Annotated in this window: 19 protein-coding genes; 11 read left to right on the top strand and 8 right to left on the bottom strand. The window is 70.5% G+C overall.

Going from position 1 to position 22,228, the window contains the following annotated elements:
* Positions 1-199: 199 nt before the first annotated feature.
* On the bottom strand, positions 200-1,765 hold the full coding sequence (gene ulaA, locus ABD893_RS00480) for a PTS ascorbate transporter subunit IIC (protein ID WP_345075515.1): 1,566 nt from the start codon (positions 1,763-1,765) through the stop codon (positions 200-202).
* 37 nt (positions 1,766-1,802) lie between these two features.
* Entirely contained in the window at positions 1,803-2,699 is an 897-nt protein-coding gene (locus ABD893_RS00475; RefSeq protein WP_345075514.1) for a PTS sugar transporter subunit IIA, read from the bottom strand.
* Between the two features lie 177 nt (positions 2,700-2,876).
* On the opposite strand from ABD893_RS00475, the gene ABD893_RS00470 reads away from it, so the two are divergent.
* Positions 2,877-4,322, top strand: coding sequence for a M20 family metallopeptidase (locus ABD893_RS00470; RefSeq protein ID WP_425548323.1), 1,446 nt, complete (start codon positions 2,877-2,879; stop codon positions 4,320-4,322).
* Between the two features lie 108 nt (positions 4,323-4,430).
* A complete protein-coding gene (locus ABD893_RS00465) occupies positions 4,431-6,014 on the top strand; it encodes an AbgT family transporter (protein ID WP_345075513.1) in 1,584 nt (527 codons plus the stop codon).
* 272 nt (positions 6,015-6,286) lie between these two features.
* On the opposite strand, the gene ABD893_RS00460 is transcribed toward ABD893_RS00465, so the two are convergent.
* Positions 6,287-6,934 (bottom strand): cysteine peptidase family C39 domain-containing protein, encoded by a 648-nt coding sequence (locus ABD893_RS00460; protein WP_345075512.1) that lies wholly within the window; start codon positions 6,932-6,934, stop codon positions 6,287-6,289.
* Positions 6,935-7,399: 465 nt separating this feature from the next.
* On the opposite strand from ABD893_RS00460, the gene ABD893_RS00455 reads away from it, so the two are divergent.
* Both ABD893_RS00455 and ABD893_RS00450 read left to right on the top strand, forming a co-directional pair.
* Positions 7,400-7,897: a CidA/LrgA family protein gene (locus tag ABD893_RS00455; RefSeq protein WP_345075511.1), complete on the top strand. Its 498-nt coding sequence runs from the start codon at positions 7,400-7,402 to the stop codon at positions 7,895-7,897.
* On the top strand, positions 7,894-8,592 hold the full coding sequence (locus ABD893_RS00450) for an LrgB family protein (RefSeq protein ID WP_345075510.1): 699 nt from the start codon (positions 7,894-7,896) through the stop codon (positions 8,590-8,592). The genes ABD893_RS00455 and ABD893_RS00450 overlap by 4 nt, the downstream gene beginning before the upstream one ends.
* Positions 8,593-8,817: 225 nt before the next feature.
* On the opposite strand, the gene ABD893_RS00445 is transcribed toward ABD893_RS00450, so the two are convergent.
* Positions 8,818-9,129 (bottom strand): ArsR/SmtB family transcription factor, encoded by a 312-nt coding sequence (locus ABD893_RS00445; protein WP_345076235.1) that lies wholly within the window; start codon positions 9,127-9,129, stop codon positions 8,818-8,820.
* A gap of 267 nt (positions 9,130-9,396) precedes the next feature.
* Here ABD893_RS00445 and arsB point away from each other — a divergent pair, with 267 nt between their 5' ends.
* The 6 genes from arsB to ABD893_RS00415 all read left to right on the top strand — a co-directional run bounded on the left by arsB (position 9,397) and on the right by ABD893_RS00415 (position 17,002).
* Entirely contained in the window at positions 9,397-10,518 is a 1,122-nt protein-coding gene (gene arsB, locus ABD893_RS00440; RefSeq protein ID WP_345075509.1) for an ACR3 family arsenite efflux transporter, read from the top strand.
* Positions 10,515-10,973, top strand: a complete 459-nt coding sequence (locus ABD893_RS00435) for an arsenate-mycothiol transferase ArsC (protein WP_345075508.1) — start codon at positions 10,515-10,517, stop codon at positions 10,971-10,973. Before arsB ends, ABD893_RS00435 begins: the two co-directional genes overlap by 4 nt.
* Before the next feature lie 121 nt (positions 10,974-11,094).
* Complete coding sequence (locus ABD893_RS00430) at positions 11,095-11,451, top strand: iron chaperone (protein WP_345075507.1); 357 nt, start codon at positions 11,095-11,097, stop codon at positions 11,449-11,451.
* Positions 11,452-11,712: 261 nt separating this feature from the next.
* Positions 11,713-13,476, top strand: coding sequence for an ABC transporter ATP-binding protein (locus tag ABD893_RS00425; RefSeq protein WP_345075506.1), 1,764 nt, complete (start codon positions 11,713-11,715; stop codon positions 13,474-13,476).
* Positions 13,473-15,602 (top strand): ABC transporter ATP-binding protein, encoded by a 2,130-nt coding sequence (locus ABD893_RS00420; protein WP_345075505.1) that lies wholly within the window; start codon positions 13,473-13,475, stop codon positions 15,600-15,602. Before ABD893_RS00425 ends, ABD893_RS00420 begins: the two co-directional genes overlap by 4 nt.
* 188 nt (positions 15,603-15,790) lie before the next feature.
* Positions 15,791-17,002 carry an FAD-dependent monooxygenase gene (locus tag ABD893_RS00415; RefSeq protein WP_345075504.1) on the top strand — a complete coding sequence of 404 codons (1,212 nt, stop codon included), beginning with the start codon at positions 15,791-15,793 and terminating at the stop codon, positions 17,000-17,002.
* A gap of 47 nt (positions 17,003-17,049) precedes the next feature.
* On the opposite strand, the gene ABD893_RS00410 is transcribed toward ABD893_RS00415, so the two are convergent.
* From ABD893_RS00410 to ABD893_RS00395, 4 genes are all read right to left on the bottom strand, one after another.
* The gene (locus ABD893_RS00410; protein WP_345075503.1) at positions 17,050-18,426 is read right to left on the bottom strand and encodes an NAD-dependent succinate-semialdehyde dehydrogenase; all 1,377 of its coding nucleotides are present in this window, start codon (positions 18,424-18,426) and stop codon (positions 17,050-17,052) included.
* A 167-nt stretch (positions 18,427-18,593) separates the two neighbouring features.
* Positions 18,594-19,490 carry an RNA polymerase sigma factor SigJ gene (gene sigJ / locus ABD893_RS00405; RefSeq protein ID WP_345075502.1) on the bottom strand — a complete coding sequence of 299 codons (897 nt, stop codon included), beginning with the start codon at positions 19,488-19,490 and terminating at the stop codon, positions 18,594-18,596.
* Positions 19,491-19,524: 34 nt separating this feature from the next.
* Positions 19,525-20,112 (bottom strand): carboxymuconolactone decarboxylase family protein, encoded by a 588-nt coding sequence (locus ABD893_RS00400; RefSeq protein ID WP_345075501.1) that lies wholly within the window; start codon positions 20,110-20,112, stop codon positions 19,525-19,527.
* A gap of 378 nt (positions 20,113-20,490) precedes the next feature.
* A complete protein-coding gene (locus ABD893_RS00395) occupies positions 20,491-20,922 on the bottom strand; it encodes a DUF779 domain-containing protein (RefSeq protein WP_345076234.1) in 432 nt (143 codons plus the stop codon).
* 209 nt (positions 20,923-21,131) lie between these two features.
* Between ABD893_RS00395 and ABD893_RS00390 the strand changes: the two genes are divergently transcribed.
* Positions 21,132-22,136, top strand: a complete 1,005-nt coding sequence (locus ABD893_RS00390) for an aldo/keto reductase family protein (RefSeq protein ID WP_345075499.1) — start codon at positions 21,132-21,134, stop codon at positions 22,134-22,136.
* Positions 22,137-22,228 lie beyond the last annotated feature (92 nt).

Below are 22,228 nucleotides of genomic sequence, written 5' to 3'. Positions count from 1 at the left end.
GCAACCGGTGAGGGTGGGAGGTTGCGCCTGGTGACGCGATGATACTCGCCCGATCTTCCCGGGCATATCAGTGGGGCGCGAGGTTCGGCCCCGACGGCGAGCGGCCGGGCCGTCGACGCGCCTCCCTGTCGATCCGCTGCCGAGTGCAGGGGCCTCCCGCAGCGCCGGTCGGTGCTGCGGGACGCCCCTGACAGCGGGGTCAGTCGACGGGCGGCGGCGGAGTCGGTGCGCCGACCGGGGGAGTGACCCGCGGGTAGCGTCCGGCGCCCACGAGGGTGCGCCGCTCCGTGGTCGCGCCGTCGCCGGCCTCCGCAGCGGAGGCGCCGACGGCCGCACGGGCCGGAGAGGGGTCCCAGCCGGCGTCGACGACGCGGCGCTGCATGAGGATCGCACTGCCGAGGATCACGGCGCCGATCACGACGAGCAGCACGATGCCGGGCAGCACGCCGGTGCGGGCGGAGTAGCCGATGAGGATGCCGAACCAGCCGAAGTCGGTGTCCCCGAAGGTGGTGTTCGCGGAGCCGAAGGATCCCAGCACCTTGAGCAGCAGTGCGGGCAGGAACGTCACCAGCAGGCCGTTGACGAAACCTCCCGCCACCGCGCCCCGTCGGCCGCCGGTCGCGTTGCCGTAGACGCCCGCCGCGCCACCGGTGAAGAAGTGCGGCACCAGGCCTGGCAGGATCAGCGCGAGACCCAGCACCGGGCCGAGCCATACGCCGAGCACCAGCAGCCCGATGAGTCCGCCGGCGAAGCTCGAGAGGAAGCCGATCAGCACGGCGTTCTGGGCGTAGGGGAAGACGATCGGGGCGTCGAGGGCCGGAATCGCTCCGGGGACCACCTTGTCGGCGATGCCCTGGAAGGCGGGCACCAGCTCGCCGAGGATCGTGCGGACGCCGAAGAGGATCACGGCGACGGCGATGCCGAACTGCAGGCCCTGGTTCACGGACTGCATGAGGTAGTTCCCGACACCGCTCGCGCCGTTCTCGAAGGCGCCGAAGGCAGTGGACTGCCCGGCCCGAGCCAGGTAGACGACGGCGACGACGAGGTACATGAGGACCATCGACAGGGCGGTGGCGACCATGGAATCGCGCAGGAACCGCAGGGACTCGGGGACCTTGAGATCCTCGGTGGAGCGGCTGCGACCCTTGGGGTCCACGAGGCGGCCGACGGCGCCGGCGGCGATGTACCCGGCGGTGCCGAAGTGGCCGATCGCGATCGAGTCGTCGCCGGTGATGCGACGCGTCCAGGGCTGGGCGAGAGCTGGCAGGGACACCATCAGGATGCCCAGCAGCACCGCGCCGAGCACCACCACGACCACGGTCGGCATTCCTGCCGAGGCCATCACCACGGTGATCAGGGTGGCCATGAACAGCAGGTGGTGGCCGGTGAGGAAGACGTAGCGCAGCGGCGTGAACCGGGCCAGCAGGATCGCGACGAGGAAGCCGAGGATCATCAGCCACGCCACCTGGGCGCCGAACTGCTCCTGGGCGATGCCGGCGATGGCCTCGTTGGTGGGGACGACGCCCTGGGCGCCGAGTGCTCCCTGGATCATGATGCCCAGCGGGGCGAGGGAGGCGGTCACGAGGGTGGCGCCGGCTCCGATGAGGAGGAAGCCGAGGACGGCTTTGAGGGCTCCGCCGGCGATCTGGCCGACGGACTTGCGCAGGGCGATCAGACCGATCGCCGTGATGAGGCCGATGAGATAGGCGGGGACGCTGAGGAACTCGTTGACGAGGAACTCGGCGATCGTGACGAGCACGTTCATGAGATGGCTCCGGGGAATGAGGAGTGGGGTAAGAGGCTCAGACGGCGTAGATGCGGCGCAGCGCGGCGTCGATCTCGGCCTGGGAGGTGAAGTTCTCGATCACCACGACGGGCACGCCGAGATCGCCGAGGGTCTCGGCGATCGCGCCGGAGGTGAGGATGACGTCCGCCTCCTTGGCTCGGCCCTTGGCCGAGATGGTGTCGGTGGCCTGGATGTCGAGATAGGGGGACCAGCCCCAGCGGTCCAGGACCTGCCCGGCGGTGTTCTTGAGGAACAGACTGGTGCCCAGACCGTTGCCGCACACGGTGAGGATCAGGCCCGTGGAGGGGACTGCGTCGGCCTCGATGGTGCCGGCGCCGGCGCCGGTCGTTGCGGTGCCGGTTGTCGCGGCGCTGGCCGTCGCTGTGTCGACTGCGGCGGTGCTCTGCTGCGCAGCGGGCTCCTGGGAGCGCTCCTGCGCGGCGGGGGCGGGCGAGGAAGCGGGAGCATCGGCTCCGAGCGCGGCGAGCACTTCGGCCGGGGAGGTGGCCGAGTCCAGCGCGCGACGGCCTTCGGGGTCGGCGAGCACGCCGGCGAGGGCTGCTAGCGCCGCCTGGTGGGCGGTGGCGTCGGCCGCAGCGAGCGCCATCACGAGCGTCACCGGGTCGTTGGCCTGATGGCCGAAGGGGATCGGCGAGGCGAGTCGTACGAAGGACAGGGCGGTGCGGTGCACGGACTCGTCGGGCCGGGAGTGCGCGAGGGCGAATCCCGGGGTGAGGACGATATAGGGGCCGTGCTCCTCGACGGTGCGGATCATCGCGTCGGTATACGCGCCGTCGGTCGCGCCGGTGGAGACCAGCAGGTCGCCGGAGAGACGGATCGCCTCGCGCCAGTCCGCAGCAGAGGCATCGAGGAGGATGGCGGCCGGATCGATCAGGTCGCTGAGAAGTGACATGGGAGAGATTCTCCTGACGAGGGATGCGCAGATGCGATGGCCGAGACTACGCGGGTGCCGGCCGTCCGCGCCTCTCCAGCTGCGCCCGTCACGCCTCGAGGAGCCGCGAAGGTCACGAACCTGCACCACGGTGGCATCTCCGGCGCGATCCCGAGCGGCATGTCTATCCTCGGTCCCATGCCTCCTCAGCCGACGTCCTCCCCGTCGACGCACTCCCCGTCGTCACTGTCCTCGTCCTCCCAGCGGCCGCGCCCGGACGCCCAGCACACCGAGGTGTCCACCGCCTACCTCCGCCAGCTCGACGAGGAGCGCGAGACGGCGATGCGCACCTCGGTCCATCCCGGCTCCGCCTTCGATGGTGCCCCGCCCGCCCTGCACGAGCGGCTCGAGGCGCAGGTGGCGGCGGACGCCGACGAGATGGTCGCGCTGATGCTCGACCTCGCCGAGCATCCCGAGGTCGCCTTTCAGGAGCACCGCTCCGCCCGTGCGATCGCCGATGTCCTCGCATCGCACGGGGTCGAGGCCCAGGTGGGGGTGCACGGCCTGGACACCGCGATCCGCGCGGAGATCTCGGGTGCGGGTGCGGGTGCGGGTGCGGGTGCGGGGTCGGGGGCAGATGATGCGCCGACCCTCGCGATCCTCTCCGAGTACGACGCGCTGCCGGGGATCGGCCATGGTTGCGGCCACAACGTCATCGCCGTGATGGGGCTGGGAGCTTTCCTGGCCCTGGCCGCGCTCGCCAAGGCCGATCCGTCGGCCGTGCCCGGGAAGGTGGTGTTCCTCGGGACGCCCGCCGAGGAGGGCCACACCGGCAAGGAGTACATGGCCCGCGAGGGCGCCTTCGAGTGGCTGGATGCCGCGGTCATGGCACATCCCTACGGCTATGACCTCGCCGATCAGACCTGGCTGGGCCGCCGGACCCTCACCGTCGAGTTCCACGGGCACACCGCCCACGCCTCCGCCCAGCCGTACATGGGGCGCAACGCGCTGGACGCCGCGAGCCTGATGTACCAGGGCATCGGCCTGATGCGGCAGCAGACCCCGCCCACGGACCGGATCCACGCGGTGATCCGCGAAGGCGGCGAGCGCGCGAGCGTCGTCCCCGACCATGCGCAGCTGGACCTGTACGTGCGCTCCCAGCGCCCCGAGACCCTCAAGGACCTCTCGCGACGTGTCGAAGAGGTGGCACGCGGGGCGGCGATGATGGCCGGCGTCGGCCTCACGATCCGCTGGGACGAGCACCCGCCCTCGCTGCCGGTGCGCACCAACGAGGCGCTGACCGGCCGCTGGGTGCAGGCGCAGCGCCGCCGCGGGCGGGACCCGCTGCCCCACGGCGTCGTCTCGCCCTCGCTCGCCGCCTCGACCGACTTCGGCAACGTCAGCTACCGGATCCCCGGCATCCACCCGGTCATCCGCATCGCCCCGCCCGAGGTCGCGCTCCACACCCGGGAGTTCGCGTCGGCGGCGGTCTCCGAGGCTGCGCGAACCGCCGCGGCCGACGGGGCCTACGGCCTCGCCGCGACCGTGCTCGACACCCTCCACGACCCGGCGCTCGCCGCCGCCATCGCCGAGGAGTTCATCGCCGCGGGCGGCGCGATCGACGTCCCCGGCTTCTTCGACTGACCGCAGCACCCCCACCGACAGCAGCACCTCCACCGACAGCAGTCCGCCGTGCCGGGAACGACCAGGCCCACCGGCAGCCGCCAATCACCAGACCCGACTGGAGTGACCATGAGCGCAGCACAGACCACGCCGACCAAGAGCGGCCTCACCGATCGGGCCCTGAACTGGGTGGAGTGGGCGGGCAACAAGTTGCCCGAGCCGTTCATGCTGTTCATGGTCCTGTTCGTGATCACCGGGCTGGTCTCCACCGGGATGCAGATGGGAGGGGTGGTCGTCACCGTTCCCGGCTCGGACGAGCCCACCGTGATCAGAGGCCTGTTCACCGGGGAGGGCATGGCCTGGCTGACCACCAACCTCGGCATCAACTACATCGGGTTCCCGCCGCTGGTGACGGTGATGCCGATCCTGCTCGCGATCGGCATCGCCCAGCACTCCGGGCTGCTCGCCGCCGGGATCCGCAAGCTGTTCGGCTCCTCGCCGGCGTGGATGCTCCCGTACGTGGTGGGCTTCGTGGGCGTGATCTCCTCGATCATGGCCGACTCCGCCTTCGTGGTGGTCCCGCCGCTCGCAGCCCTCGTTTTCAAGGCCGCCGGCCGACACCCCGTGGCCGGACTGCTGGGTGGCTTCGCCGCCGCGGGCGCCGGCTACTCCACCAACATCTTCCCCACCTCGCTCGACGCCCTGTTCGCCGGTATCACCACCTCCGTGATGGAGGCGCTGCCCGGCTTCGAGTTCACCGCCGTGAACCCGGTGTCGAACTGGTTCTTCAACATCGTCGCCTCGCTCATCCTGGGCTTCGTCGCGGGCTTCATCATCGACAAGCTGATCGAGCCGCGGCTGAAGCGTCAGAACGTCCCCGTCGACGAGGTCGCCGTCGAGGGCGCCGAGGACTCCGCAGAGAGCGCCGAGCACATGCGCGCCGCCCTCACCCCGAAGGAGAACAAGGGGCTGCTGGTCGCGGTGCTCGCCGGCGTGGTGCTCACCGCGCTGATCCTGGTGGCCGTGCTGCCGGCGGGTTCCGCGTGGCGGAACGAGGAGGGTGGCTTCCTGCCCAAGTCCCCGCTGCTGAGCTCGATCGTGTTCATCGTGGTCGCGTACTTCATGGTGGTCGGCACCGCCTACGGCGTCATCGTCGGCACCCTGCGCAGCACCCGCGACGCGGTCCAGATGATGTCCGATGCGCTCAAGGAGATGCTGCCGTTCATCGTGCTGGCCTTCATCCTGGGCAACTTCATCTCGCTGTTCAACTGGTCCGGGATCGGCACCTGGATCGCCGTCACCGGCGCGGCGGGCCTCGAGAACGCGGGGCTGACCGGCTTCGGGGCGGTGATCGGCTTCATCCTGCTGGCCAGCGTGCTGAACCTGTTCATCATCTCCGGCTCCGGCATGTGGGCGATCATGGGCGCCGTGTTCGTGCCGATGTTCGCGCTGATCGGCTACGAGCCCGCCTTCACGCAGGCCGCCTTCCGGGTGGGCGACTCCGCCACCCAGGTCATCACCCCGATGAACCCCTACATGATCGTGCTGCTGGGCATGCTGCGGAAGTACGAGCCGGCCGCTGGCCTGGGCACGCTGATGGCGCGCATGCTCCCCTTCGTGGTGCCCTTCTGGATCGTGTGGACCGCGATCCTGGCCGTGTTCTTCTTCTTCGACCTGCCGCTCGGCCCCGGCAACGGCATCTTCATGGGGTGAGGCTCGAGGCGGGACGGGGCGGGCGCGCTGGCAGGGCCCACTGCGCGCTGGCGGGGCAAAGTAGGGCGATGCCGGAATCTATCGCCCGACTTTGCCCCGCTGGCTGCGCGGTGCCCGCTGGCTGCGCGGTGCCCGCTGGCTGTGCGGTGCCCGCTGGCTGCGCGGTGCCCCGCCCGTCGCCCTCTCGGGAAATGCGAGCTGGGGACCGGTGGTCGCGGGGAGCAGGAGTCGTCCACGTGCATTTCTGATGGGAAGCGGAGCGGTGGCGGGGGTCAGCTGACGATCGTGGCGTCGCCCTGCTGGGCCTCGAGCAGGCGATCGCGGGAGTAGCTGGTGATGCCGATGGTCTGGGCCCGCCCCGGATCGGAGACCAGGAGGTTCCCCTCCTCGTCCTCACCCTGGGCGACCACGAAGTGGCCGTAGTCCGCGTCTTCACCGAGCAGCCTGCCGTGATGGACGTGCAGGATCACGACGGAGCCGTTCGCGGCAGCTGCCATTCCCTCTTTGTACTGGGAACGCGTGGCGGTGGCGTCGGCGTCCCGGATCCCCTTTTCGAGGTCTCCGAGGTAGGCGCCCACGTAGTCGACGTTCTTGGTCTCCGGGTCATCCCACGGGGACAGTCCGCAGCGGGCGCGCATCTCCAGGACAGCGCGGGCGTTGCCGCCCTCCGCAGCGCCCTTCGACCCGGAGACGTAGTGCTCGACCGGCCGGCCGGCGGCGACCATGGCGATGACGGCCGAGGTCGGTCCGCAGTTCTCCGCGTCCCACGGGCCGGTACCCATCTGGTCGACCACCACGAGGTCACTGCTGGCGTGGGCCTGCGAGGCAGCGAACAACCCGGCGGCGGCGGTGAGGCCGACGACGCCGAAGCCGCGCAGCGCGGCGCGTCGGCTGAGGGTGGTGTGCAGGGGGCTGGTCACGCCGGCGACCTCCGAGGGTGCGACTGGGGCAAGTGCAGGGACGCCTTCGAGCGATGGTCGTGGACGGCGTCCCTGGAGCTCTGCGGGTCGCGTCCCGCATCCGTCGAGGGACCTCCACGCTGTGACAGACGGGCGCGTCGCGGCAAGTCCGCAGTGATCCACCGCTCCTGCTCGGCGCAGCGCAAAGCGCCCGAGAGCTTGCCTGATCCGGTCTCCGCGTGCTGGTCAGGGCAGCACCTTCGGCAGAGGTCGGACGAGTGCCGTGAAGTCACTCACCGGACCCGTCGTGGTGACTCGGGCTACAGATAAGTGGGACGTGGTGGTGCGGGCGCGCGGACGCGGTGATCGTGCACTCCGGAGGGAAGCTCAGCTTCACCGGCACCCGCGCGGATCCGGTGCTCTCGAGCGTTCGGCGGCCGTGGTCAACGCGCTTCCGAGGGGACGGCGCGGGCTACCCTGACCAGGATGTCTCGCGCCGCTCTCCTGCCCCCTGTGCTGCTCGGCCTCGTGGTCCTGCTGCTTGCGCAGCTGGTGGGCCTGGCCGCGTCGGCCCTGTTCGGCCTGCCCGTGCCCGGGGTGGTGCTGGGGATCGTGCTGATCGTGTTGCTCGGGATCCTGCGCCCCACCCGCGCAGTGGTGCGCGCTGCGGAACCGGCCGCCACCCCGCTGCTCGCTCACCTGCAGCTGCTGTTCGTCCCGCCCAGCGTCGGGATCGTGCTCGAGCTGCAGTCCCTGGCCGAGAACGCTCTGCCGCTCGCGCTCGCCGTCGGCGGGTCCTTCCTGGTGCCGCTGATCATCTCCGGGATGGTGCTGCAGGCGCTGCTGCGCAGGCAGGATCGCCGACGGGGGGATGCCGGCGCGCCCGACGGGCCGAGCGACTCGACCGGGCCGGGTGACTCGACCGGGCCCTGCGACTCGACCGGGCCGGGCACCGCCCCGCAGCCCGGGGGGTCGCCCGCATGAGCACCCTCATCCACCTGCCCGTCTTCGGGCTCGCCCTGACGCTCGGCGCCTATCTGGGGGCGTACTGGCTGTACCACCGGCTCGGTCGGCCCGGAGTTCTCTCCCCGGTGCTGGTCACCACCGCGATCGTCGCGTCGGTCCTGCTCCTCACCGGCTTGCCGTACGAGGTCTACCTCGAGCAGGTGGGCCTGCTGACGATGCTGCTCGGGCCCGCCACCGTCGCCCTCGCCCTGCCACTGCTGCGCAACGGACGGGCGCTGACCAGCTCGGCACCGGCCGTGACCGCAACGCTGGTCGCCGGGGGTGTGCTCAGCATCGCGATCACCGTCGGAGTGCTCACGCTCTTCGGCGCTGGGGACGAGATCCTCCTCGCCGCGCTGCCCCGCTCGGTGACCTCGCCCGTGGGCCTGTCGATCGCGGAAGCGTTGCAGGCCTCGGTGCCGCTCGCGGTGGTGCTGACCATGGTCTCTGGGGTTCTCGGTGCGGCCTTCGGTCCGGCGCTGCTGACCCTTGCGCGGGTGCGGGACGAGCGGGCGCGCGGCTTTGCCGTGGGCCTGACCTCCCACGGCATCGGCACCTCGCGGGTGCTCGACGAGTCCTCCGTGGCCGGTGGCTGGTCCAGCGCGGCGATGGTGCTCAACGCCCTGGTCATGACGATCGTGCTGCCGATTGTGGCGGCGCTGGTCACCGGCTGAGCTCTGTGGGTCCGGGAGCCTGAGAGGCCGCGCAGGTCGAGAGCCTCGACTCACGGACCGCTGCCGCGCCAGCGCACTCTGCCGCGCCAGCGTTGCAGAGTGGGGGAATGGGCCACCGCTATCGCCCCACTCTGCAACGCTCGCGGCGGCGTCCGGGAGCGTTCGGACGGGGAAGGGCGGAGCGGGCCGCTCGGGTCAGCTCGGCCCGGCTCGGGTCTGCTCAGCTCAGGACAGGTCGAGGAAGGCGCGCAGCTCCGCGAAGGCCGACGGGACCGCGGTGTAGTGCGCCCAGCGGCCCTTCTGCTCGCGGGTCAGCAGGCCCGCGTCGACCAGCTTCTTCATGTGATGGCTGACGGTGGGCTGCGAGATGCCGAGCGGCTCGGTGAGATCGCAGGCGCACACGCTGCCGCAGCCGCGCGCGGCGACATGGGAGAGCAGCTGCAGGCGGGTCGGGTCCGAGAGCGCCTTCAGCCGTTGCGCGAGATGCTCCGCCTCGGCGGCGTCGATCGGTCCGGCGCCGAGCGCGCAGCAGTCGATCTCGGTGGACGAGCTGACCGCGGCCCACGAGCTGACTGCGGTGGACGAGCTGACTGCGGCCGACGAGCCGGGCTCACAGGAGATACCCGGCTCGCAGGTCGCGTCGGTCGGTGCAGTCGGTGCGGCCGGTGCGGTGCGCCCGGTCGTGAGGCTCACCGGGCGCGAGGACGTCGTGGAGGACATGGACCCACCTTACATTGACGGTCATCTATGTGGCAGGTTAGCGTTCGCATCGATACCCGCCTATAGGAAGAGGTAGACCTCGTCATGACGACGACCACCGCACCCAGCGCACCGACCGGTGTCGCCGGGGAGATGTCGTTCCTGGACCGGTTCCTGCCGGTCTGGATCGTCCTGGCCATGTTCCTGGGCCTGGCGCTGGGGCGTTTCGTGCCGGGCCTGAACCAGGTGCTCGAGAGCATGTCGATCGCCGGGATCTCCGTACCGATCGCGATCGGGCTGCTGGTGATGATGTACCCGGTGCTGGCGAAGGTCCGCTATGACGAGACCCGCCGTGTGACCGCGGACCGCACGCTCATGGTCCTGTCGCTGGTGCTGAACTGGGTGGTGGGCCCCGCGCTCATGTTCGCCCTGGCCTGGCTGCTGCTCGCAGACCTCCCCGAGTACCGCACGGGCCTGATCATCGTCGGCCTCGCCCGCTGCATCGCGATGGTCTTCATCTGGAACGACCTCGCCTGCGGCGACCGCGAGGCCGCCGCCGTGCTGGTGGCCATCAACTCCGTCTTCCAGGTCGTCGCCTTCGGGGCGCTCGGCTGGTTCTACCTGCAGGTGCTGCCCTCCTGGCTGGGCCTGCCCGTGACCTCGGCCGAGTTCTCCGTCGGCGCGATCGTGCTCTCCGTGCTGGTGTTCCTCGGGATACCGCTGCTGGCCGGCTTCCTCACGCGCACCCTCGGGGAGCGGGCCAAGGGCCGCGACTGGTACGAGAACCGCTTCCTGCCCCGCATCGGCCCCTTCGCCCTCTACGGCCTGCTGTTCACGATCGTGCTGCTGTTCGCCCTGCAGGGCGAGGCGATCACCTCCAGCCCCTGGGACGTGGCCCGGATCGCCCTGCCGCTGCTGGCCTACTTCGTGGTCATGTTCCTGGTCTCGCTGCTGGCCTCGCGCGCTGTCGGACTGAACTACGCGAAGTCGACCACCGTCGCCTTCACCGCCTCCGGCAACAACTTCGAGCTCGCCATCGCCGTCGCGATCGGCACCTTCGGCGTCACCTCCGGGCAGGCGCTCGCCGGTGTCGTCGGCCCGCTCATCGAGGTTCCGGTGCTGGTCGGCCTGGTCTACGTCTCGCTGTGGCTGGGCCCGCGACTGTTCCCCGGTGACCCCACCGTCCCCACATCCTCCGCCCGCACTCCCGAGAAGGTCTCCGCATGAGCACTCCGCCTCCCTCCCCGTTCTCGTCCGCCGCGCCGTCGATCCTGTTCGTCTGCGTGAAGAATGGTGGCAAGTCCCAGATGGCCGCCGCTCTGATGGAGGCCCGCGCGGCCGGCGCGGTCGAGGTCCACTCCGCCGGCACGAAGCCCGGCAGTGCGGTCAACGCCCTCTCGGCCGAGGTCGTCGCTGAGGTCGGCGCGGACATGTCCTCCGCTGTCACCAAGCCGATCGACGCCGCGCTGCTGGCCCGGGTGGACCGGGTCGTGGTGCTGGGGGAGGAGGCCGTGGTCGAGCCCGTCCCCGGGATGGCAGGGACCATCACCACCTGGGTCACCGACGAGCCCTCCGAGCGCGGCATCGAGGGCGCCGAGCGGATGCGCCTCGTGCGAGACGACATCGACCGACGGGTCCGGGCGCTGCTCACGGAACTCACGGCCGACGGGCCTGCGAGCTGAGCGCGAGGAGGCCGAGGGGATGCTCGGGGCAGACCCGGACGGTAGCCTGACTGCGGAACGCGCGACGTTCCTGACAGCACCGAGCCTGACAGCATCGAGGCATCCGAAGCGAGGCACCCCCATGACGGCGATCATCGACCACGACGCCTACATCGCCGCCGCCCCCGAACGGTTCCAGCCCGCGCTGCAGCATCTGCGCACGATCCTGCGCCGCACCCTGCCGGAGGCGGAGGAGATGGTGGCCTACAGCATGCCGGGTTTCACCATCGACGGCACCGTCGTCGCGAGCTATGCGGCGTTCAGCAAGCAATGCGGGCTGTACCTCCAGGCGGGTGCACTCTCAGAGCATGCCGAGGACATCGCGGCTGCCGACCTCAAGGCCACCAAGACCGGCATCACCTTCTCGCCGAGCAGGCCGATCCCGGACGACCTCGTCGAGAAGCTGGTGCGGGCATCGCGCGAGCACGCCCGGGCGTGACGGAGGCCCGCGCTCCTCAGCCTCTTCGCTGCGGACTCACCGTCCCCGTTGCCGTGTGAGCACCACCGAAAGTCGGGTGCGGCGCAGGCGCCCGTCGGCCAGAATGGACGCTTGCGGCCAGCTCCACCTGACCCGCCTCTCCTACCCCGCCCTGGGTTCTAGGACAGGATCTGTCCTCGGCCCGTTCTACGCTTCCCAGGAGATCCCGGCTGACCGCCCCCGTCGGCCGGGCCGTTTCATCATGTTCCGGGAGGAACACCCATGCTCTGGACCCTGATCCGGCGCCATATCCGGCCTTACCTGCCGCATGTGGTCGCCGTCGCCGTCCTCCAGCTCGCGACCGTGCTCGCGACGCTCTACCTGCCCAGCCTCAACGCCGACATCATCGACAACGGTGTCGCCACGGGCGATACCGACTACATCTGGCGCGTCGGCGGTGTGATGCTGATCGTCGCGATGGTGCAGGTGATCACCGCGATCACCTCGGTCTGGTTCGGGGCGCGGGTCTCGATGGGGATGGGCCGGGACATCCGCCGCTCCATCTACACGCGCGTGGACCGCTTCTCGACCGAGGAGATGGGCCGCTACGGCGCGCCCACCCTGATCACCCGCGCCACCAATGACGTCCAGCAGGTGCAGATGCTGGTGCTGATGACGCTGAACTTCATGGTGATGGTGCCGATCATGTCGATCGGCGGGATCGTCATGGCGATCCAGGAGGACCCGGGCCTGTCCTGGCTGGTGTGGGTGTCCGTGCCGGTGCTGATGGTGATCGTCGGCCTCCTGGTCACGCGCCTGATGCCCCTGTTCCAGCGGATGCAGGACAACATCGACTCGATCAACTCCGTGATGCGCGAGCAGATCATGGGCATCCGCGTGGTGCGCGCCTTCGTGCGCGAGCAGCACGAGACCGCCCGCTTCGAGAGCGCGAACGCCACTCTCACCGACACCTCGGTGCGGATCGGCCGGCTGTTCGTGATCATGGGCCCGGCCATCACCGTCGTGCTCCACCTCGCGACCGCCGCCGTGCTCTGGTTCGGCGGCCACCGCGTGGACGCCGGTCTCGTCGAAGTGGGCGCGCTGACCGCCTTCATGCAGTACCTGCTGCAGATCCTGATGGCCGTCATGATGGGCACCTTCATGTTCATGATGTTCCCGCGCGCGATCATCAGCGGCAGGCGCATCGGGGAGGTCCTCGAGACCACCCCGACCCTCGCCGAGCCCGCCCGGCCCGTCGCCCTCGAGGCGGCCGGCGGTGGCGCGACCGTGGAGTTCCGCGACGTCACCTTCGCCTACCCCGGCGCCGAGTCACCCGTGCTCGACGGCGTCTCCTTCACCGCCGAGGCCGGGAAGACCACCGCCATCATCGGCTCCACCGGCGCCGGCAAGACCACCCTGGTCAGCCTCATCCCGCGCCTGCACGACGCGACCAGCGGCCAGGTGCTGCTGGACGGCGTCCCCGTCACCGACCTGGCCCGCGCCACGATCTCCCGCGTGGTGGGCCTCGTGCCCCAGAAGCCCTATCTGTTCTCCGGCACCATCGCGCACAACCTCCGCTTCGGGGATCCGATGGCCGACGACGACCAGCTGTGGCGCGCGCTCGACGTCGCCCAGGGCACCGAGTTCGTCAAGGACCGCAGCACCGGCGAGGGGGAGAGCGCGGCGACGGGGCTCGAGTCCACCGTCTCCCAGGGCGGCACCAACGTCTCCGGCGGTCAGCGCCAGCGCCTGTGCATCGCCCGCACCCTGGTCGCCGCACCCCGGGTGTACGTCTTCGACGACTCCTTCTCGGCGCTCGACGTCACCACCGATGCGCTGGTCCGGGACGGACTCGCCCGGAACACCCGGGGCGCGACCACGATCATCGTCGCCCAGCGCATCTCCACCATCACCTCCGCGGACCAGATCCTGGTGCTCGAGGAAGGCAGGGTGGTGGGCCGCGGCACCCATGAAGAACTGCTGGAGAGCTCACAGACCTACCGGGAGATCGTCGATTCCCAGATCACCGCGGAGGCGACGGCATGAACGCGAAGAAGAACGCTGCGGAGAAGACCTCTGCGAAGAAGTCCGGGGCCCCTGCCGTCGAGCTCACTGAGGCAGAGATTCTCGAGATGCAGGACTCGATGAGCAGCGAGTGGGGTGAGGGTGCGCCCCGCAAGGCGAAGGCCTTCTGGCCCTCGGCACTGCGGCTCGCCGGCACCTTCAGGGACCACAAGCTCGGCCTCGCCGTGGTGCTGGGCTTCGGCCTGATCTCCACCGTGCTCACCGTCTGGGCGCCGAGCATCCTGGGCGACGCGATGGACATCATCTTCGACGGCTTCCTCAGCGGCGAGGGCGTCGCCTTCGACGCGCTCGGCCGCCTGCTGCTGATAGTGCTGGGCATGTATCTCGTCGCCGCGCTGTTCGACTGGCTGCAGGGCCGGTTGCTGAACGACGTGGTCATGAAGATCGTCTACGTGCTGCGCGAGAAGATCGAGGCGAAGGTCAACCGCCTGCCGCTCTCCTACTTCGACACCCGCCAGCGCGGCGACCTGCTCTCCCGCACCACCAACGACGTCGACAACGTCCAGACCGCCCTCCAGCAGGCCTTCGCGTCCCTGGTCTACGCGGTGCTGACCATCGTCGGCATCACCGCGATGATGTTCTGGCTCTCCTGGCAGCTGGCGCTCATCGCCCTCATCGCGCTGCCGATCTCCGCCGTGGTCATCGGCTTCATCGGGGCGAAGTCCCAGAAGCTGTTCACCGCCCAGTGGCGCAACACCGGGCGCTTGAACGGACACGTCGAGGAGTCCTTCACGGGCCACGACCTGGTGACCGTCTTCGACCGTCAGGACTCGATGCGCGAGCAGTTCGATGAGCGCAACGAGGAGCTGTGGGAAGCGTCCTTCAAGGCCCAGTTCTACTCCGGCATGATCATGCCGATCATGCAGTGGGTGACCTACCTGGGCTATGTCGGCATCGCCGTGGTGGGCGGTCTGCGGATCGCCGCCGGCCAGATGTCGCTCGGTCAGGTCACCGCCTTCATCCAGTACTCCCGCGAGTTCAACGCGCCGCTGGGCGAGGTGGCGGGGATGGCGAACATGCTCATCTCCGGCGTCGCCTCCGCCGAGCGGATCTTCGAGCTGCTGGATGCGGAGGAGCAGGAGGCCGACGGGGAGATCACCGCGCCGTCCGGTGTGGCCGGCGCAGCGGCGGCCGAAGGGGTCGCAGTCGGCGGGCTGGTGGCGGACGGTGGCGCCCCCGCCCCGCGCCGCATCGAGCGCGCCGAGTTCACCGGTCCCACCCGCGGCCGCATCGAGTTCGATCACGTCGCCTTCTCCTACACCCCGGAGAAGCCATTGATCAGCGACCTGTCGCTGATCGCAGAGCCCGGCCAGACGATCGCGATCGTCGGCCCCACCGGCGCCGGCAAGACCACCCTGGTGAACCTCATCATGCGGTTCTACGAGATCGACGGCGGGCAGATCCGCCTGGACGGCGTGGACATCCGCGCCCTGGACCGCGGCGCGGTTCGCAGCAGGGTGGGGATGGTGCTGCAGGACGCGGTGCTCTTCGGCGGCACCATCCGCGAGAACATCCGCTACGGCCGGCTCGAGGCGACCGACGAGGAGGTGGCCGCCGCCGCGACCGCAACCTTCGTGGACCGCTTCGTGCACACCCTCCCCGACGGCTACGACACCCTCATCGAGGATGAGGGCGCGAACGTCTCCGCCGGGGAGCGGCAGCTGATCACCATCGCCCGCGCCTTCCTCGCCGACCCGGCGCTGCTGATCCTCGATGAGGCCACCAGCTCCGTGGACACCCGCACCGAGGTGCTCGTGCAGGAGGCGATGGCGGCGCTGCGCAGCGACCGCACCAGCTTCGTCATCGCCCACCGCCTCTCCACCATCCGCGACGCGGACGTGATCCTGGTGATGGAGCACGGCGATATCGTCGAGCAGGGCTCCCACGAGGTGCTGCTCGAGGCCGAGGGCGCCTACCATCGGCTCTACTGGTCACAGTTCGCTGCGGGCACGGACCCTGACGCGGACGACGCGGTGGTCAAGGGCGCGCCGACCGTCACCGGCGCGATCCCCGAGGTCGCCGCGACGCGGGACGGTGCGGGGACGGCACCTGCTGAAACCGGGGAGCTCCCGGCGGCCGGAGCGTAAGCCAGCGCCGCCCCGGTGCCGGCGCGGTGCCGGCGCGTTCCCTGCCCGGTGACGGTCAGAATTTGTGTCCGTGAGGACCGATGGTGACTCGCGCATGAGTCGTCACCGGCGCGAAAGTCTCGGGCTGGCTGGGCGGGCTGGGCAGGGCAGGGGTGGGCGGGTGCTGTCCCGGCGGGTAGCGTCGGGCCATGGACGTCACTCTCATCGGGGGCGGCATCGCCGGCCTCGCCCTCGCCCACGAGCTCGCCCCCGATCACGATGTCACCGTGCTGGAGTCCTCCCCGGGCCCCCGCGGCGGCGGCTACATGATCGACTTCTTCGGCCCCGGCTTCTGCGCCGCGGAGCGGATGGGCATCCTCGAGGAGCTCCGCTCCCGCGGCCATGAATTCGAGGGCGTGCGCTACGCGACGCCCGACGGGGTCGACTCCGGCCGCATCGACGTCGGCCCTCTGGTCGAGGCCGCCGGCGGCCGCTACTTCTCGATCCTGCGTCCCGAGGTGGAGCTGGGACTGCTCGCGGTGCTGCCGGCTTCGGTGGATCTGCGCTACGGCGCGCAGGTCGTGGCGGTGCGCAATGTGGGAGCGGACGCCATCACTCACGCCCACGCTCCGACTCCGGCGCCGGCCTCGGATCTCGGCCCGGGTGATGCCCGCCGTGCCGTGGTCGAGCTCGCGGACGGCACCACCCTGGACTCCGATCTGGTGGTGGCTTGCGACGGAGTGCGCTCCCCTGTGCGGGAGCAGGTCTCACCCGGCCACGGGGCGATCGTGCCGATGGGCTACCGGGTCGCGAGCTACCTCTACGAGGACCCGGAACTCGCTGCCGAGCTGGGGGAGCGGATGCTCATGACCGATACCGTGCGGCGCGTCGGCTGGGCGTATGCGGCCGACGACACCCGCGTCGGCGTGATGCTCGCCGAGCGCGTCGAGGTCGCGGGCACGAAGCGTCCCGAGCCGGACCGGGAACGGCTCCAGCGGGACTTCACGGGGCTGCACCCGCAGGTGGACCGGGCCCTGGCCCATGCCCCGGAGAGCTTCTACGACGACCTGGTCGCCCAGGCGATCGCGCCGCATTGGAGCCGTGGCCGGATTGCGCTGGCCGGGGACGCCGCGCACGCCCCGTCCCTGCTGGCGGGCCAGGGCACCTCGGTCGCGATCGCCGGAGCGGAGGCGCTGGCCCGGAGCCTGCGCGCGACGGGACCGCACGTCGAGGCGGGGCTCGCGGACTACGAGCGACGATGGCGGCCTACGGCCGAGAAGGTGCAGCACTCAGGACGTCGCAGCGCCTCGTTCTTCACTCCGTCCAGCCCTGCGCAGCTGCGCCTGCAGCAAGTCGGCCGCCGCGCGATCGGGCTGCCGGGTGTGAGCCGCCTGGTGACGCGGACCTTCATCGCCGCCTGAGGCCAGGCGGGTCGACCCGCCCGGCCGCAGACGACGACGGTCGGGGATCAGGCGGCCGAGGTGCGCCGCAGCCGGACGTTGACGAACTCTCCCATGCCCCACCGACCGAGCTCACGGCCGAAGCCTGAGCGCTTCACGCCGCCGAAGGGCAGGCCGGGCAAGGTGGTCCCGTGCTCGTTGATGTACGCCATCCCGACGTCGAGGCGATCGGCGACCGCCTGAGCGCGCTCGAGATCGGTGCTCCAGACGGACCCGCTCAGCCCGAAGTCGACGTCGTTGGCCAGCGTCACGGCCTCGTCCTCCGAGTCCACACCGTGGATCACGGCCACAGGGCCGAAGATCTCCTCGGCATAGGCGTCCATGTCCTCGGTGACACCGGTGAGCACGGCGGGCTGCATGAAGGCTCCGTCGCGGTCGAGCGCCTGCCCGCCGGTATGGAGCGTCGCGCCCTGCTGGACGGCACGTTGCACCTGGTCGACGACGCCGTCGCGCGCACCGACCGAGGAGAGCGGGCCGACGTCGACGTCCTCGTCCAACGGATCGCCGATGGTCGCGGCCTCGAAGCTCTCGACGATGGTCGCGACGAACGCCTCGAGACGAGCCGTGGGCACGATGATGCGCTTCGGGGAGTTGCAGGCCTGTCCCGCATTCGACAGCCGGGCGGTGGCGACGGTCCGGGCGACCTGCTCGAGGTCGCCATCGTCGAGCACGATGAGCGGGTCGGATCCGCCGAGCTCCAGCACCGACTTCTTCAGGTGCTTGCCGGCGGTCTCCGCGACCGCCGCACCCGCCTTCTCGCTGCCGGTGAGGGACACCCCCCGCACCCGCGGGTCGGCGATCATGTCGGCGATCTGGTCGTGGGAGGCGAAGACGTTCGCGTAGGCATCGCGGGGCACCCCGGCGTCATGGAGGATCTGCGCCATGACCTCCGAGGAGCCGGCGCAGATCTCCGCGTGCTTCAGGATGATCGTGTTGCCCACCATCAGATTCGGGGCGACGAAGCGCGCCACCTGGTAGTAGGGGTAGTTCCAGGGCATCACTCCGACGAGAGGGCCGATCGGCTCGGTCTGGACCAGTGACTCCTGCGCTCCCTGCGGATCCAGCTGCTCGGACTGCAGCAGCTCCGGCCCGTGGGTGGCGTACCAGCGGTAGATCGAGCCGGCCAGCTCGGCCTCGCCGATGGCCTGCTGCAGCGGCTTGCCCATCTCGACGGCGATCAGTTCGCCCAGTTCCCGCGAGCGTTCGTCGTAGGCGTCGGCGACCCGCTCCAGGAGCGAGGCGCGCTCCTGCGGCGACGTGGCGCGCCAGTCGGCGAAGGCGGCATGGGAACGATCGAGCACGCGCTCGACCGCCGCGCCGTCCAGCGTGGTGAATTCCTTGTCGGTCCGTCCCGTGGTCGGGTTGGTCGTGGTGTATCCAGCCATCCGTCCACCCTCGTCCTGAGGTGCGGATCTGTAAAGCTGGGCCTTCCGACCGGTTGGCGGAGCGCGACGGGAGTGTCCGCCCTCCGCCCTCCGCCCTCCGTCCTCCGCCCTCTGCGCTCGCGCCGTGGCCTGGCCCTCTGCCCTCGCGCCGTCACCTGGACGGCGGATCACACCCGGATCGCGCCGAGCTTCGCGGGGTTGCGGATCATGTCGATCCGGGTCACCACCGCGTCGGCGCCCTCGCCATCGGCCTCGATCCAGACCGCGCAGTCGATCCGCGGTCCCTCGTGGCCGATCAGCGCAGGCCGGCCGTTCAGCTCCGCCATCCGCCAGGACAGCAGCATGACCTCGGGCTTCGCCATGATCCCCGCGATGAATGCCAGCACGTTCGCGGTGCCATGGATCGGGCGCCGCGCGGCCCGCTTCACGCCGCCGCCGTCGGTGGTCAGGAGCACGTCCGGAGCGAGCACCGCCACCATCTCCGTCAGCGCCACCGTGCCCTGCGCGGCCTCGAGGAACGCGGCGATCAGCGCACGATGGGTGTCCTCGTCCACCGGATGGCGTGGCGTCCGTGCGCGCACATCGGCCCGGGCGCGGCTGACCAGCTGCCGCACCGAGGCCTCGGAGCGCTCGAGAGTCTCCGCCACCTCGGGATAGGGCAGGGCGAACACCTCCCGGAGCACGAACGCCGCCCGCTCGAGCGGGGACAGGGACTCGAGCACCACCAGCAATGCGAGCGAGACCTCGTCGGCGATCTCCGCGGCGCGGCCCGGTTCTGCGGAGGCATCTGTCGAGATCGGCTCGGGCAGCCAGGGGCCGATGTACTCCTCGCGGCGCCGGTCCCGTGAGCGCACGATGTTCAGCGCCACCCGGGTCACCGCTCGCACCAGGTAGGAGCGCGGCTCTCGCACCGTCGTGGGGTCCACGTCCTGCCAGCGCAGCCAGGTCTCTTGGACCGCGTCCTCGCTGTCGGCCACGGTGCCGAGCACCCGGTAGGCGGCGCCGAGCAGCGCGCGTCGGTGCGTCTCGAAGGTCTCGTGATGCGCGGTCGATGCGGTGTTCATGGCGCGCCCTTCGCTGCGGTTCGCGGAGCTGTGCTCAGCGTACGTCGCAGTCCTCCCGGAAGCCCTGGCTGGTCAGCCCCAGTCCGGCGTTGGTGCGCGAGCGATAGTTCTCGAGCGAGACCAGCGCGGCGAGCTCGACCATCTGGGCGTCGCGGAGATCTTCCCGCAGGTGGGACACCATCTCGTCGGTCACGGCCGACGGGGTATGCGTCGCTGCGACCGCGTACTCCAGCACCGCCCGCTCGAGCGGTGAGTAGACGTCACTCGTGCGCCAGGATCCGATCGCCTGCAGCTTCGCAGGATCCACGCCGTGGCGGTGGCTCTCCCAGTAGCCGAAGTCCATGCACCAGGAGCAGCCGATCTCGCGCGCCACCACCATCACCGCGAGCGCATTCAGGGTGGGAGAGAGCTGCTTCCAACGGGCGGCGGTCGCCTCGAGCACGAGCGAGGCGGTGAGCACGCCGCGGTGATGGAGGGCGGCGCGCACCGGGTCCAGCACCCTTCCGTACAGCCGGCGCGTCGCCCAGAGCGCGAGGCGCGCGAAGCTCCCGTCGTGATCGAGCGGGACCCGAGCGGCGGGCCGCGCCGGGGGAGCGGTGTGCAGAGGAGTGATCGCGGACATGTCGGTTCCTTCCCTCGGGGGCCCGGGCGGGCCCGTCGGAAGGGAGACACCGGCCGTGCCGGATCTGTGACATCGCCGGACGTGAGGCTCGTAGGATCCTGCCCGCGGACGCCGCCGGCACCCGCCCGTCAGAACGGCGTCGAGGGCGGCGCGCCGGGCGGCGGATCTACCGGCGGAGGTTGCTCGGGCTGGGTCGGCGGCTCCGGGGCCGGTTCGGGGCTCGGCTCGGGCGGACGGCCCGGGATCGGCATCGGGGGACCGGTGGGCGGGGCGCCCGGCGGCTGCGTCGGCGGCTCGGTGGGAGGGTCCGTGGGCGGATACCCGGGCGGGGTCAGCGGCGGCTCGCTGGGAGGGGGCAGGGTTCCCCCGGCGGTGAGGTCATCCGGCGATGTCATCTGCGCCTCCTGCTCCTGCCCCTGCTACTTCTCGGTCCCCGAGCATCCGCGACCGGGTCAGGAATCGCTTCCCGTCGGGCGTCTCGAGGCTGAAGCCGCCGCCGCGCCCGTCCACCAGGTCGATCGTGAGGTGGGTGTGCCGCCAGTAGGCGAACTGCTCGCGGCTCATCCAGAAGTCCAGCGGGCTGGTGGTGCCACCGGGCAACGGCACCTCGACGTGACCCATCTTCACGTCCGCGTCGCCGGTGATGAAGTCACCTTCGGGGAAGCACATGGGGGAGGAGCCGTCGCAGCAGCCCCCGGACTGATGGAACATCAGCGGCCCGTTGCGGTCGATCAGGCGCTGGATCTGGGTGACCGCGGCGCTGGTGAACGCGACGCGGGAGAAGTCTTCGCCCTCGACCGTCGGCGCCATCTCGAGGACGTCGTCCGAGGCGGACGGCTCGGGCAGCGGCGGCGCGGGCGGCTGGCCCGGCTGCGGGCCGGGCGGGGCCGCGGTGCGGGTGAACTGCGGGGGAGCGGAAGCGGAGAGATCGGTCATGGCGAGTCCTTCCCTCGAGGGGCCGATGGGAATGTGTCGTGGCTCACCACGATAGACCTCTTCTGCGGCCATAGGGTTTCCGCATGGAACATCGTCACCTCGGCCGCTCCGGCCTCAAGATCAGCGAGATCATCTACGGCAACTGGCTCACCCACGCCTCCCAGGTGGAGGATGACCGTGCCCGCGCCTGCGTGCGCGCCGCGCTCGACGCCGGGATCAGCACCTTCGACACCGCCGACACCTACGCGAACACCGCCGCGGAGGTGGTCCTCGGCGAGGCGCTGAAGGGGGAGCGTCGCGAGTCGCTCGAGATCTTCACCAAGGTCTACTTCCCCACCGGCCCCAAGGGTCACAACGACACCGGCCTGTCCCGCAAGCACATCCGCGAGTCGATCGACGCGTCGCTGCGCCGCCTGCAGACCGACTACGTGGACCTCTACCAGGCACACCGCTATGACGTCGCGACCCCGCTCGAGGAGACGATGCAGGCCTTCGCCGACGTCGTCCATTCCGGCAAGGCGCTGTACATCGGGGTCTCCGAATGGAACGCGGATCAGCTCCGCGCAGGCCACCAGCTGGCCCGCGAGCTCGGCATCCAGCTGATCTCCAACCAGCCCCAGTACTCGATGCTGTGGCGCGTGATCGAGGAGCGCGTGGTGCCCACCTCGCGCGAGCTCGGCATCTCCCAGATCGTGTGGTCACCGGTCGCCCAGGGCATCCTCACCGGCAAGTACAAGCCCGGCGCCGAGGCGCCCGAGGGTTCGCGCGCTCGCGATGAGAAGGGCGGCGCGGACATGATCAAGCGCTTCCTGAACGACGAGGTGCTCACCGCCGTGCAGGGGCTGCTCCCGATCGCGGAAGAGCTCGGCCTCACCCCGGCGCAGCTCGCCGTGGCGTGGGTGCTCAGCAATGACAACGTGGCCGGCGCGATCATCGGCGCCTCCCGCCCCGAGCAGATCACCGAGAACGTCAAGGCCGCAGGCGTCACGCTCGATGCCGACGTCAAGGCCCGCATCGACGAGGTGCTCGGCGAGCTGCCCGAGACCGACGCGGCGCTGACCCAGGCGCCGGGGGCACGCCTGAGCTGATCATGCGGCGGCGCCCGCCCGCCAGCAATGGGCGACGCAGCAATGACCGAAGGGCCGGACCGTCGCGATGACGGTCCGGCCCTTCGGCTGTG

The sequence above is a fragment of the Brachybacterium paraconglomeratum genome (assembly GCF_039541415.1).
Taxonomy (GTDB): domain Bacteria; phylum Actinomycetota; class Actinomycetes; order Actinomycetales; family Dermabacteraceae; genus Brachybacterium; species Brachybacterium paraconglomeratum_A.
Note: the sequence above shows the minus strand (reverse complement) of the source record. Positions and strands in the feature narration are given on the sequence as shown.